Annotated in this window: 13 protein-coding genes and 1 pseudogene; 5 read left to right on the forward strand and 9 right to left on the reverse strand. The window is 44.6% G+C overall.

The window, feature by feature from the left end:
- Positions 1 to 139: 139 nt before the first annotated feature.
- A complete protein-coding gene (locus ACKX14_RS07135) occupies positions 140 to 1,228 on the forward strand; it encodes an NAD(P)H-dependent flavin oxidoreductase (protein ID WP_422446089.1) in 1,089 nt (362 codons plus the stop codon).
- On the opposite strand, the gene ACKX14_RS07140 is transcribed toward ACKX14_RS07135, so the two are convergent.
- The 5 genes from ACKX14_RS07140 to steA form a co-directional block, all read right to left on the reverse strand.
- Positions 1,207 to 2,292 (reverse strand): DUF3866 family protein, encoded by a 1,086-nt coding sequence (locus tag ACKX14_RS07140; protein WP_422446091.1) that lies wholly within the window; start codon positions 2,290 to 2,292, stop codon positions 1,207 to 1,209. The genes ACKX14_RS07135 and ACKX14_RS07140 overlap by 22 nt on opposite strands.
- 61 nt (positions 2,293 to 2,353) lie before the next feature.
- Complete coding sequence (locus ACKX14_RS07145) at positions 2,354 to 3,208, reverse strand: MraY family glycosyltransferase (protein WP_422446093.1); 855 nt, start codon at positions 3,206 to 3,208, stop codon at positions 2,354 to 2,356.
- The gene (locus ACKX14_RS07150; protein WP_422446095.1) at positions 3,201 to 3,905 is read right to left on the reverse strand and encodes a glycosyltransferase family 2 protein; all 705 of its coding nucleotides are present in this window, start codon (positions 3,903 to 3,905) and stop codon (positions 3,201 to 3,203) included. The genes ACKX14_RS07145 and ACKX14_RS07150 overlap by 8 nt, the downstream gene beginning before the upstream one ends.
- Positions 3,902 to 4,777, reverse strand: a complete 876-nt coding sequence (locus ACKX14_RS07155; protein ID WP_422446097.1) for a copper transporter — start codon at positions 4,775 to 4,777, stop codon at positions 3,902 to 3,904. Before ACKX14_RS07155 ends, ACKX14_RS07150 begins: the two co-directional genes overlap by 4 nt.
- A 13-nt stretch (positions 4,778 to 4,790) precedes the next feature.
- Positions 4,791 to 5,912 carry a putative cytokinetic ring protein SteA gene (steA, locus tag ACKX14_RS07160; RefSeq protein ID WP_422446099.1) on the reverse strand — a complete coding sequence of 374 codons (1,122 nt, stop codon included), beginning with the start codon at positions 5,910 to 5,912 and terminating at the stop codon, positions 4,791 to 4,793.
- 158 nt (positions 5,913 to 6,070) lie between these two features.
- Here steA and ACKX14_RS07165 point away from each other — a divergent pair, with 158 nt between their 5' ends.
- Positions 6,071 to 8,278, forward strand: a complete 2,208-nt coding sequence (locus tag ACKX14_RS07165; RefSeq protein ID WP_422446101.1) for a phosphoglyceromutase — start codon at positions 6,071 to 6,073, stop codon at positions 8,276 to 8,278.
- Positions 8,279 to 8,396: 118 nt separating this feature from the next.
- Here ACKX14_RS07165 and ACKX14_RS07170 read toward each other — a convergent pair whose 3' ends face one another.
- Positions 8,397 to 9,908, reverse strand: coding sequence for an amino acid permease (locus tag ACKX14_RS07170; RefSeq protein WP_422446103.1), 1,512 nt, complete (start codon positions 9,906 to 9,908; stop codon positions 8,397 to 8,399).
- A 456-nt stretch (positions 9,909 to 10,364) separates the two neighbouring features.
- On the opposite strand from ACKX14_RS07170, the gene mntA reads away from it, so the two are divergent.
- Positions 10,365 to 10,763: a type VII toxin-antitoxin system MntA family adenylyltransferase antitoxin gene (gene mntA, locus ACKX14_RS07175; protein ID WP_422446105.1), complete on the forward strand. Its 399-nt coding sequence runs from the start codon at positions 10,365 to 10,367 to the stop codon at positions 10,761 to 10,763.
- Complete coding sequence (gene hepT / locus ACKX14_RS07180; RefSeq protein WP_422446107.1) at positions 10,756 to 11,184, forward strand: type VII toxin-antitoxin system HepT family RNase toxin; 429 nt, start codon at positions 10,756 to 10,758, stop codon at positions 11,182 to 11,184. The genes mntA and hepT overlap by 8 nt, the downstream gene beginning before the upstream one ends.
- Here hepT and ACKX14_RS07185 read toward each other — a convergent pair.
- The 3 genes and pseudogenes from ACKX14_RS07185 to ACKX14_RS07195 all read right to left on the reverse strand — a co-directional run.
- Positions 11,170 to 11,391 carry a DUF4020 domain-containing protein gene (locus tag ACKX14_RS07185; protein ID WP_422446109.1) on the reverse strand — a complete coding sequence of 74 codons (222 nt, stop codon included), beginning with the start codon at positions 11,389 to 11,391 and terminating at the stop codon, positions 11,170 to 11,172. The genes hepT and ACKX14_RS07185 overlap by 15 nt on opposite strands.
- 559 nt (positions 11,392 to 11,950) lie before the next feature.
- Positions 11,951 to 12,271, reverse strand: coding sequence for a putative heavy metal-binding protein (locus ACKX14_RS07190; RefSeq protein ID WP_422446111.1), 321 nt, complete (start codon positions 12,269 to 12,271; stop codon positions 11,951 to 11,953).
- Between the two features lie 61 nt (positions 12,272 to 12,332).
- Positions 12,333 to 12,647 (reverse strand): annotated as a pseudogene (locus tag ACKX14_RS07195) (restriction endonuclease); the annotation flags it as partial.
- Positions 12,648 to 12,969: 322 nt separating this feature from the next.
- On the opposite strand from ACKX14_RS07195, the gene ACKX14_RS07200 reads away from it, so the two are divergent.
- Positions 12,970 to 13,128, forward strand: coding sequence for a type II toxin-antitoxin system HicB family antitoxin (locus ACKX14_RS07200; protein WP_422446113.1), 159 nt, complete (start codon positions 12,970 to 12,972; stop codon positions 13,126 to 13,128).
- The last annotated feature ends 117 nt before the right edge of the window (positions 13,129 to 13,245 follow it).

Consider the following 13,245-nt stretch of genomic DNA (forward strand, 5'->3'; position numbering starts at 1 on the left):
CGCCATTATTAGAAATAGAGTTCAATGGCTTATTATGCTTGCTCTGTTTATTATGCTTGCTCAAAAAATTTTTCTTTTAATTTTGTAAAAAAGCAATTATACTTGAACCATATAAAACTTTATGCTGGGAGGAAGTCAATTGAAATTACCGGAACTCAAAATCGGTGAGCTGGTGGCCAAAATTCCGATAATACAGGGCGGCATGGGGGTGGGCATATCCCTCTCCTCACTGGCCGGGGCCGTGGCACAAAGCGGAGGTATCGGCGTGATATCCGGTGTTGAAATCGGCTTTAATGAACCGGATTATTTTACCAACAAGATGGCGGCCAACCTGCGGGCTTTAAGAGCGCATATAAGAAAGGCGAGGGAAATCGCAGGAAGCGGCGTTCTTGGAATAAACATCATGACCGCGCTGAATAACTTCGAGCAAATGGCAGTGGAATCCATAAAGGAAAAAATCGATATCATCTTCTGCGGAGCGGGGCTTCCGTTAAAACTGCCCGGGCTCGTTGGGGGCTCAAAAACAAAAATCGCCCCCATAGTTTCTTCCGGCAGGGCGGCTTCCATCATATGCAAAAGCTGGGACAAAAACTATAGCGTGGCCCCCGATGCCATTGTGGTGGAAGGCCCTCTTGCCGGAGGACATCTGGGTTTTGACGAAGAAGAACTGGAAAACCCTGCCTGCCGCCTTAAAAATATATTGAACGATGTACTTGAAGCGGTCAAATCTTATGAGGAAAAATACAAAAAGAAAATTCCCGTTGTGGCGGGAGGGGGTGTCTACAGCGGGAAGGATATTGCAGAATTGCTGGAAATGGGGGCATCCGGCGTCCAGATGGCCACCCGTTTTGTGGCGACTCATGAATGTGATGCTTCACCCGAATTCAAAAAGGCATACATCGATGCCCGGAAGGAAGATTTGACAATAATTAAAAGCCCCGTGGGTATGATAGGAAGGGCCATTAACAACCGCTTTCTGGAAGACGCAAAGGCCGGGCTTAAAAAGCCCATACGCTGCATATGCAATTGCCTGAAATCCTGTGATCCCACAAAATCGCCGTACTGTATAGCCGACGCCCTCATAAGCGCGCAAAAGGGAAATTTAAAAGATGGGTTTGCCTTTGCAGGAGCAAACGCATACAGGGTGGATAAGATCGTGTCCGTGGGAGAACTTTTGAGGGAGCTCGTCTCCGAGGCGGAAAAATATTATAGAGAGGACGCGCAGTAGTAACCGGCGGCACCGGCGGTCAGGAAAAATTCTTTTTCTTCGTCGAGACCCCTGCCCATCGTGGTCACCTTTACGCCGTAGTGCAAAATGTTTTTTAAAATCGTTTCACTGTCTTTTCTTCCTACCTGTACAACGGTGTGTTTTGCGTCGATACCGTGGTCTTTTATTTGACTCCAAATGTATTCTGACTTTTCTTTTGCAAGCCCGGGCAGAACCACTTCTGCCCGGGTCTTTGCTACTTCCTTCAGGACGGTGATGCTGTGGTGGCTTATCCCGTAATGCCGCTCCCGCCTGTCGGCAAAGCTTATCCTTGGGATAAAGACAGGCCTTCCCTCCAGAGTATTTACGGCGTCGATGATGCCCCCCTGTTCTATGCCGGAAAAGCCGTATTTTGTGCCGGTCCCCGTTATTCCGGGGCCCATGGTGACCACGGCTGCATCGGCCTTTAATACCTCCCGGGCGGCGATCAGGGCCGTATACACATTCACCGCCTCGAAGTCCCCGCCGAAGGCCTGCCCGAACGTCACCGTCCCCTCGATCAAGCCTTTTTCCTTAAGATACCGGACGCTCCAGCTGAAATTAAGCGGCAGTGCTCCGCCGTCGGTCATGATATATGAAACTCTTATCGCCGGATTTGTGCGCTTTATATTGAAAACCGCCGGGAGCAGCATGCTGTGAAGCTCCCCGATGATGACAGGCATTCCACGGAGGCCTTTAAAATCATTAAAAATGTCATGATAGGGGCTGTCCTGCTCTTCGACACTCAGCACGCTGAACTGTAGAGGCGTATACCGCAGCTTCATGATATGCCCTTTTTCTTTTTGCTCCGGCAGTATGTTTTCACCGTCGTTGACCGAAACCACAAAATGAAAGCCGCCGCTGCCCAGCCCCAGGTCAACGGCGGTGGTATTCAGCAGCACTTCGTCGCCCGGTTTTACTTTCCCCGTCAGGCTGTCGTAATTTATGGCCCTGCAGTCCTGCCCTTCCACCGACACCAGGATTTCCGTGCATCCGTTGTATTCTTTTATGATATCCCGCACTTTACCTTTTTTATAATTTATCATATTATTGACACCTGATTTTATCAGCCGGCATTATCATTGTTTGAGAAGGCGCCGCAGCCGGCTAAATCTGCCTTCCCAGATTGTCCAGAAAATTCAATACCCGGTTGCGCTTTATGACCTCACTCAGCGAATACTTTTCGGCAAAAATATGCACTGCCACCAGCAAAATAAGCGCCATAAATTTTTCGTAGCGGCCAAGTTGCATGACGGCCAGAATACCCGCCGAAATGCCCAGTACGTTGGAGCCGGCGTCTCCCATCATACACTTCGCCTTCAAATCAAAGGGGAAATACCCCAGCACCGAACCTATTAGCGGTATGAATAGCCAAAATACCGCATATCCGCCCGTCAGCGCAGCGTTAACCGCAAAAATCGCAAGCAAAAATATGTAAAATTTGATGGCCCTCCCGGGCCTCAAATCAAGCAAATTGAGTAAATTGGTAAAAAGAGCTATGGTGAGGGTATTGACAAGAAGCTCGGCTATGCCGGCCGATAAAAAAACGCTTACCACAAATGAGACCAGAAGACCCACGATGGCCTTTACGGCGCCAGTCGTCAGCCTGCCGGTGAATAAGGCTTTAAAATGGCCTTTTATCCCAAGGGTATCCCTGGAGCCCAGGACATCGTCGATAAAGCCTATAAGGCTTGCGGCAAAAAAAGCGATCATTACTATTAATACATCAAACATCGATAATGCACTTAATAAATGAAAGTTAAAAAGCAGCAGATACAGGGTATACCAGACAATAGAGTAAAGTATAAATACGATCCCTATTCCACAGGGTATGAGCTCTCCTCTGTAATTTTTTGCAAGGCTTTTACCCCTGGAAAAAACATCGATAAACATGGGGGTGAGACAGTAGCTGAGAAAAATGGAAAAAGCGAATATAATGAAGATGTGCAGGGCTTTAAGCAATTGCCTTCCTCTCCCCGATTTTACTTATCAGAACTTTTAATATGTCAAAAAACTGCCTTCCCCTGTGGATAAAACCCTTTAAATCCCTGCCGCTCACGTCGTGGTACATATCCACATCCACCTCTTTCACAGTGTAGCCCCTTTTCAGGATGTCAATCAGCATGCCCACTTCAAGGCTGTATCCGTCCGGTATACGCCCTATATCTTCCAGCACAGCCCTGGCAAAGGCCCTCTGCCCCGACAGGGCGCTCTTTATTTTTTTTCCGGTAAATATTTTTATGCCGTAAAAGGCCAGTGTCTTTACCAGGCCGAAGCCGCCCCTTTTGGCCGGCGGCCTGAACCTCGCTATGGCCACATCGGCCTCTCTGTTTAAAACGGGTTCCACCAGTTTGCAAACCTCATAAGAACTTTCTCTCAAATCGGCATCCAGGAAAACGATTATTTCCCCTTCGGCCCTTTTCAACCCTTCCCGGAGCGCCCCGCCCTTTCCTCTATTGCCCTCGAGGCGCAGGGCTTTCACCCCGTACTTTACGGCCTTTTCGTAAGTTTTGTCCCGGGACCCGTCGTCGATTACAATGATTTGTGTCTCGATGTTCTTTTTTGCGCAAAAGTCGGCCTTAAACTTTTCAAGCCCCTGCAGGGTTTTTTCTATATTTTCTTCTTCATTAAATGCCGGCACCAGTACGGAGATTTTCACCTGTTACCCTCCTCGCTCACAAACGGCATCAGGGCGCTGGCGGTTTTTTTAACGCCGAAATTTCCTTTCTTACCACTTAAAACCAGCACCAGAGATGTCTGCCCGATAACGGTATCGACATTGTCCACTGTAGATATTTTTTCCCCTTTATAATAATCCATGTAAGAATTGGCCGCATCGACGGTTTCCACTCCCACCACGGGTATCGAGCGCTTTTTAAATTCCCTTATCAGAGCAATATCCACGATCTCATGCTTGTCTGTTTTCTCCCGGCTCCCTCCGGCCATTACTACATAATTGACGGGACCGGCAAAAGTATCCTGGGTCTCGATAAAGCCCTTTTCCCGCAAGTAATTTATGTCTTCAACTTTGCCGCCTGCCACGTCATCGGCAAGATTTTTGACGATGAAAGAGGCGATGTCTTGATTGGCGCTCAGGCCGAAATGGGTGACAAGCTCACTTTTTTCTTCCTCTCCAATGGCCATTATTTTATCGGTTATCCTGAGGCCGGAAACCTGCGCCCCGCTCATTTTAAGGACCTGCTTTATTCCTGTGTACACGTAATCCTCCGAAGTTTCGATAACGATTACGTTCATCCCTTTTAATTTATCTTTAATATAATCCGGAAAGATATTCTTTATGTAAGTCTCTTTTTTATCGTTTTCTTCCTTGAGTCTTTTTATCTCATTTTCCAGTTCCACATTGGCCTGATTAAGTTCGTCAAACTTTGCTTCAACCTTTTCGATAAGGCTTTTTTGCTGCTTCAGGATTATGCTCTGGGAATCCAGCTGGGCACCGACCAATATTCCTATGCCCAGGGCCAGGAAAATGGAAATCACCGTTATTATCAAATATCTGATATTGATAAGCATTCTTGATCTCCTTTTAAAAGCCCAAAATCATCTTTACCCTGAGTTCCACGAGTTTTAAAAAATACTGCATGAAAGGCGACGTCATGGAAATCACCATTATGGGAACCATGGCGGCGGTAAACAGGCCCAGTATGTGAAAGGGCCTCAATTTCTGGTTGTAAAGCTTACTGGCCCCTTTTGCGTCCACAAGAATTGAACCCACTTTTAACCTCACCAAAAAGGTGCTGGCCATGCCCTTCCTGCCTTTTTCCAGAAAATCTATCATGTTGGAATGGCTCCCAACGGCCACTATTAAATCCGCCCCCTTTTCATAAGCCAGCAGCATAGCGATGTCCTCGCTGGTGCCGGGAGCCCTGAAAACTTTCGCCTTTCGCCCTATACTTACCACCCGCTCGAGGCCCGGAGCCCTGCCGTCGGGGTAGGCGTGGACGACGATTTCTTTACAAGTTTTTAAGGCCTCATCGGAAACGCTGTCCATGTCGCCGATAACAATATCGGGTCTATACCCGTATTCCAGAAGGGCGTCGGCGCCCCCGTCGACCCCTATCAGCACCGGTTTTACTTCATCTATGTAAGTCTTTATGGCCGCCAGGTCTTCTTTATAATTGTTGCCCCTTATGACAATCAAGACGTGCTTTTTTTTAAAATCCGTATCGGTACACGGTATTTCCACACCGCCCATTATCAAATACTTTTCTTTTTTTGCGTATTCCAGGGTATTGTCGATAAACTTGTCCAGCGAACTTTCTATATTTCTCCTTGCCGCCTCCATTTCTTCTTTAATTTTTTCCTTTGTCAGTATCTCGCCTTTTGCTACAAATTCATCATTGCAGTATATCTCCCCTGTGTCCGTAATGGAAACGACGGAGTTTTCTTTTAACTTCATTACCTGCTCCCCAGCGTCGTCCACTATCAAGACGCCGGCCCTGGAAAGAATATCCGGCCCCAAATTGGGGTATTTGCCGGTGATCGACTTTTTTGCGTTCACCACGGCCCTCACCTTTCGTGAGACCAGGCCGCAGGCGCCGACTTCGTCGATATCCTCGTGGCATATCACCGCTATGTCGCCCGGTTTCAATCTTTTCACCAGTTTTTTAGTTTTGTAATCGATTTTAACGGGGCCTGTTATAAGCATTTTTAACACCCGCATTTTTTATTTGATTCTTGTACAATTATATTGTACTAAAAAAACGAATAAAGTAAACCAGCGGCGAACCTACGGTTTGTTGCATTGACCGAAATAGACTGGTATAATAGCACTGAATCATCACTCTCGGGTATATGGTGAGAAAAATGCAGAAAATCAAGCTATTACTCGTCATTTCAATTATTATTTGCCTGTTTCCCATAACCGCCTTCGCCGCCCCCGCCCCGTCGGAAAAAAGGGTTGTCGTGTTTATAATGGACGGCATAAATTACGATGACATGGTGAATTTCGGGGGGAAAAATTTAAAATACCTCATGGAAAACGGCGCCCTGGGGCTTATGAATACAAATTCCGGCGGCTCTTACAATGACTCAAACGCCTACGCCACTATCGGTGCCGGAAGCTATGCGGTAAGTTCTTCCTATGGAAGTTTCTCCGGGGGATATGACGACCTGTTTGATAGCGAGCCCGTCCATGTGATTTATAAGAGAAATACGGGGCAGGACATGAAAAAGGAAAACATCGCCAACATAGACATCTCCAATCTCCATAAGAATAACGGGAAATTAAACCACCCTGTAAAAATAGGCCTTTTGGGGACCCTGCTCAATAATCGCGGCCTTAAAACGGCTGTGATAGGCAACGAGAGCAGGAATGCTGAGGAAATAAGCGTCAATGCGGCTTTAATAACAATGAACGGCCGCGGCATAACCGATTACGGCAGGGTGGGCAAAGACCTGCTTGTTGAAGACCCCATGAGTCCTTTCGGCGTAAAGACGGATTATGCCGCCCTTTTCAGCGCCTACAGCGGCGTAAAAGGAAAGGCCAACTTCATAGTAATACAGACGGGAGACACTTACAGGCTGAACAAATATCCTGGTTTTTCAGATGAGATGTACATGAAAAACAAGGAACGTTTTTTCAAAGAGGCCGATGACTTTCTGGGAAAGATTCTAAATACTCTCGACCGCAATACCCTGTTTATCTTCGCCGTTCCCTTTCCGGCCCGGGAGGACATCCAGGCTGGAAAAAGACTCACTCCCGTCATCGTCTACGGCCATTCGGTGCCTTCGGGAATTCTTACATCCTCCACCACCAAAAGAGACGGAATCGTCACAAATACGGATCTGGCCGCAGAAATCCTGGGCTTTTTCGGCATTCCGGGCGACTCTTCAATGACGGGCCATAGATTCATTTTTAAAAATACGGAAAACGCCCTGAATTTTCTTCAAAATTTAAACTCCATTTCGGTATTTAACTATAAGGCAAGGCCGGTCGTTGTCAGGGTATTTATCGGGTTTATCGTAACGGTTCTTATACTTTCAATCGTCTTTATTTTGCACTTAAAAAAATATTTAGTATATCTGAAACCCCTTTTAACATCGGTGATGGTAACCCCCACTCTGTTCCTGCTGCTTCCCATATTCAAGCCGTGGGATAGTGCGAGATTTGCTTTGTTTAGCATCGCTCTGATTGCAATATCGGGTGCAGGCCTTGCCCGTTTTTTAAAAGACAATTTAAACATTTTCGCGGTCTCCTTCCTTTTTTCCACCGCTCTGATTATTTTTGATACTTTTCTGGGTAATCCTCTTATGAAGGTGTCCATTTTGGGATACGACCCTATCGGAGGGGCCCGATTCTACGGCATCGGCAATGAATACATGGGTTTTCTCCTGGGCGCCGCAATAATCGGCACCACCGCTCTTGTTGAAAAACACCGGCGGCATGCAAAAATGCTCAAGGGAATAAGCATCGTCATTTACGCCATTGTCCTTCTTACCCTTGCCCTGCCCACCCTTGGCACCAATGTGGGAGGAACCATGGCCGCTTTTGTAGGATTTGGGGCCGCAGCGATACTCCTTTTCAGAGGTAAAATCAATCTGAAGGACTTGATTAAAATCGGTCTGGCGTTGGCAATTTGTCTGCTGGTCCTTTTTATATATGACGGGACGCGCCCTTCCGACGTCCAGTCTCACATCGGCCAGACCAGCTTTCTCATTAAACAAAACAGCATCCTGGCCCTGCTCCAGATTTTTAAAAGGAAACTTTTTATGAACTATAAGCTGATAAAATACAGCATATGGACATGGGCGCTTATGGCATTTATCCTTGCCCTGGGAGTGCTTTTCGTCTGGCCGGTCGGCATATTCAAAGAGATAGTCCGCCGGCATAAATATCTTTATTTCGGTTTTCTGTCCGGTATCGTCGGCAGCGTTGCCGCTTTCGCCTTTAACGATTCCGGCGTCGTGGCAGCCGCCATCTCCATGATTCCCATAGGCATGCCGCTCATCCTTCTCTGCGTGGATGAGATGTATAAAAAAGACACCACGGAACCCGCGCAAAAGGAAAATTAGGAAGAGAACTATGACAGCCGGATCATAACAATTTACTTCACTGCAAGCAGAAAAAATGCAGAAAACCGCCGGGGGGGCAGAGCAGACTGAGGCAGATCAGACTGAAATTAGACTTATTTTACCATCTTTGAAAGATGTCGAACTTTTCCCCTATTTTAAAACCTGCACCGACGGCAAATATGATCCCCAGTGCTATGAGGACCGATATGCGCTCCTTTGGGATCAAAAGGGGTGAGGCAAGAGTCAGCACAAGTAAGGCAAGGGCGATTTTACTGCTTGTCTGCGGGCTTATAAAGGTTGATCCGGCATGGACCTTTCGGGCCGGCTTATAAGATTCGTCAGAAAATCCACGGGCGATAGCACTTTCAGGGTAAATGGCCGAGGTTTGAGGAACCAGCCTTGTTTTTGGGGTTAAGTTTTGGTCTTGTGTTTCCTCGGGGGCAAGCTGGCGTTTTTTTAAAAATGCCATGTATGCCAGCAATATGATACCCCAATTGAAAAACTGCATAAAGCCCGTGGCACTGGTGATATACTCATATACGTCTTTGGGCAAAAGGTATGAAAGCACCACGGCCAGTGTCAAACCCATGCTGCTGGCTCCCAGGGCGTAAACAGGAACGCCGCGGGAATTTTCTCTTGTGAAAATCGTAGGGGCCCATTCCCCCTGGCCAAGGGAAAACAGCACCCTCGTCACTCCGAACATGGCAGCGTTCATGGTGGTAAGGGCGGCGCTTAATATGACGAAATTCAAAATGGAGTCGATATAGGGCACCCTTACATATGTAAACATTACAACAAAGGGACTGGCGCTTGTGGGAACGCGGTTCCATGGGGTGAGTAATAGCAATACAGTCATGGATACCAGATAAAGGCCAACGAGCATGGTAAAAATCGCATTGACACCTCTGGGCACGTTTTCCTCCGGCTTATACACGCTGGCGGCCGCCATGGCCGCCACCTCGATGCCGCCGTAGGGGATGAGGGACATAAGCATAGCACCAAAAAAGCCCCGGAGCCCCCCTGCGAAAAATCCACCCTGGGCATAAAAGTTCTCCAGGCCCACGGCAGGCATCCTGAAGTGGGTAAGTATCACGCCTATCCCGATGAAACTCATGGCAACGAGGGCACCTACTTTTATGAAAGAAAAATCCGCCTCTACGGTTCCGAATTCTTTAGTGTCTTTAAAATTCAAATATACCACAAGGATCGAGTATATGAGGGTAAAGACCCATAAGGGGGTTTGGGGCAACCAGTATCGGGTGAAAATGCCCGATGCCGTCACTTCGCTGGACATGACCAGGACGCCGGCTATCCAGTAGATCCAGCCGCTCATAAATCCCGCCCACTTCCCCAGGTAATCCCGGGTGTAGATGCAAAAGGAACCCACGGCGGGGTTGGCTACAGACATGTCCGCTAAGGCGTAGAAAACCCGCCACATGATAAACGCCGAAAGGGTGTAATTTATTATAACAGCAGGCCCTGAGAGTCGTATGGCAAAACCCGATGCCAGGAAAAACCCTGCCCCGATTATCCCCCCAACGCCCATCATCACGTACTGGTTCAGGGAGAGCCTATCACCTTTTATTTCTTTGTGTTCCTTTTTATAATGCTTCCTGTGTTCATTTCTCATAAGATAGTTTCACTTTAGTCCCCCTTTCGGCAACTGGTAATCTTATTTTATCCATTCTTCGATAAAAATATATAAAGCCCCGGCATGCGGAGCTTTTACGAACCGAAAAGTATTTACATAAAACCTCACGTCCTGACGGGATGGGAAGAATCCCTGATTACAAGGTTTATCTCCTTGACTTTTTTCGTATTTTCTCTTATTTTTCCGAAAAAACGGATAAAGTCAGTTTATCATTGATGATATTTAGAGTACTTTTTTTGTTCTTCAACACCCTATTTACTCTGGTTATCAGCTGCTCATTTGAATTGATTATAACGCTCATTCACTCGTGTATGATAAAGGTTCTATTTAGAATATTTTTAAGAAGTTTGTTTAACTTCACGATTATTCTGGTATAATTAAAATAAAATTTGATTATAGGTGATTCAGTTGAAAAGGAATCTTAGCGGTATCAAAGTGCAAATTGAAGAATTAAAAAAATATATTAGCCGAAATAAAAATATTTTGGCATTATATATATTTGGCTCCATTGGTACCGATCATGAAAGTATTACCAGCGATATTGATCTGGCAATATTATTTCAAAATAACCCCTTGCTTTTCGAAGAACTCGAGATTGAATCCAATATCAGCCAGATTTTCGAGCGTGACGACATTGATTTAGTTAACTTAAACAAAGCCCCAATAGATATCTGTCATCAGGTATTATATACAGGAGAGCTTTTATATTGTAGTGATGAAATAACCCTCGCAGACTTTAAGGAGAGAGTTTTTAACATCTACGGAGATTATGGAATCACATTAAAAAATTTTTATGATGATTATATGAAAGGATTGAGAGCTAAATATGCCTGAAATCGATATAAAAAGGGTTCTCGATAAAATTAGAGTAATTGAAGACAGCTTATCAAAATTGAAAACACTTGCTCAGCTTTCTTTAGATGAATTTATCTCTGACTTCAAATATTTTGATTCCGCAAAATATAATCTTCAAACTGCTATCGAGGCTATGATAGACATAGGAAACCATATCATATCTCGAAGGGGACTTGGGATTCCAAAGACTTACGCCGATACTTTTGAAATTCTGCAAAAAAGTGGAATAATAGCAAAAAAAGACGCCGATATTTATAAACTAATGGCCAAATTCCGAAACCGTATCGTTCATTTTTATGATGAAGTTGACGACAAAGAAGTTTACAGAGTATTGCAAAACAACCTTGGAGATTTTGATTCGTTTATTCAGCAAATAAGTAAATTGTTAATTAGCAGTTAATGCCATAACTCCCACCTCAGCCGCACTCAAACGAAGGGGGATACCGTCAATTCGTCGTGACCAGTAATTTTTTATCCATTTGTCCCATATCTCCTTGGCCGCTTCTGGTGAAATACGGGAAAGCTGACGGGCCACCTCATTAGCCCAGTTCATTCTGACCCCTTCATCTACAGCAGCTATAAACCTGTCGAGCCAGCCATTCTGCAAGGGATCTACTGAACTACGAAGAGCAATGCTGGCGAGATGTGCACAAAGCCGGTCATATACTCTTTTAAACCTCGCGGCAACTTATTGTAAGCCTGCTCGTATAGAGGTAATAGATCTGGCAATAATGCCTCATTCCATCTTCCCCGCCAAAGATTCAGCGTATATACATATACCCAAGATGGCCTTTGTTTGAAAAACCGAATGATTTTCCTGCAAAAAAAACAAATCCAATCTCGGAAATATTTCTACAAGGTCATTATAAATGTCGCTATACAATCTATATCTGCCATCAATGTCATTGATGTCATATGAGAAAACTATACCGAGACATCAATATCTGCCAAAGTGTTCTCTATATTGATTGACATCCTCGCCGTCTAAAATCTTAAATGCATTTTCCTTCTGGGAACCAAATAGATACATAAGGATGATATTATATTTTTTACATATGCTGTTGATTATCTCAATTTTATTTTTCTTTCCATCGTATGATTGCATTAAATTCACTTTCTGAATTATCATTTATTATTTATTTCATTTCCCCTCATACTGCATTAATTTACTCAATTACCACTGCCGTGCCGGATGCAGTCACCATGAGCATGTTGCCGTTTTGCCCCAGCACCTCATAGTCAACATCCACGCCGATGACAGCATTGGCTCCCAGAGACGCCGCTCTTTGCTCCATCTCCCTCAATGCCGCTTCTCTTGCTTCGAGCAGCTCTCCCTCATAGGACTTTGACCGGCCACCGAAAATGTTTGAAAGACCTGCGGCAAAGTCCTTAATAAAGTTCACTCCTGATATTACCTCACCGAAAACTATTCCTTTATATTCAATAATTTTCTTGCCTTCTACACCAGGCGTGGTCGTCAATATCATTTTAATCCCTCCAATTAAAAGTTCGCTTTTTATCTTCTTTCTCTTCATTATATTTATATCATCATTCATCAGCAAAATAGTCATTATCGATTTTTTTTACTTCATAGACCCCCACCTTTGAAACTCCTATATTAAAATCTATCATGAAATTTGCCAGTTGCTCCCCATCAATGAGAACAATCTTATTTTCTATGCTTTCGGCATAATTTATCGCTTCCTTTGTAAAGCTCGAAGTTGTGATAAAAATACCTTTTTTGGCCTTCTGACCGAGCAAAGCTCCGGCAAACTTCTGAATTTCCGGGCGACCAACCTGATTTTCCCATCGCTTGGCCTGAATATATATTGTGTCTAAGCCCAATCTATATGGTTTACGAATTTATCAAAACAATTAGCTTGCATTTTCGGCTAAATCATTACCGGCAAAATCAGGTTCTTTTAACATTTCCCCACCCGGCTGAGTACCCTAGCCGATTTATAATATTATGAAACCATGCCAATAATCAAAAATCCTTCACTTAGAATAAGAATTCTCCGGAAATAGCCAAAATCCTGCTGTCGTTTTCTAAAGAAGTATACTATAACCTGCTTTTAAACAGCAGCCTTTTTATTGGTTTATCCTGCGCTGAGCAATATTAGTATTTGATTGCTGGCAAGATTAAATGATACAATATATGTATTACGGAGGTAAGTTACATTGATTGATAAAATTGATTGATAAAATTAAAATGATTCATATCAGAATGCCTGTAAGACTTCTAAATATGCTGGATGAATTTCTGAAAAAATCCAATAACACCGAATCCCGAAGTTCTTTTATTATAAAAGCCGTTGAAGAACAAATAAAAAATGAGAAATAGCATAATTGAAAAATGGAAATCTTTTTTTGAACCCTTCGAAATCTTGTCCCCCGGCTATGGCGAAGCATTAAAGGCTGCAGAATTTTATCGCAGTTACAAAGAAAAGGGTATTTCACT

Origin of the sequence: Thermorhabdus hydrogeniformans, assembly GCF_049310025.1 — a bacterium.
Classification (GTDB): Bacteria; Bacillota; Thermosediminibacteria; order Thermosediminibacterales; family Tepidanaerobacteraceae; genus JBJYKD01.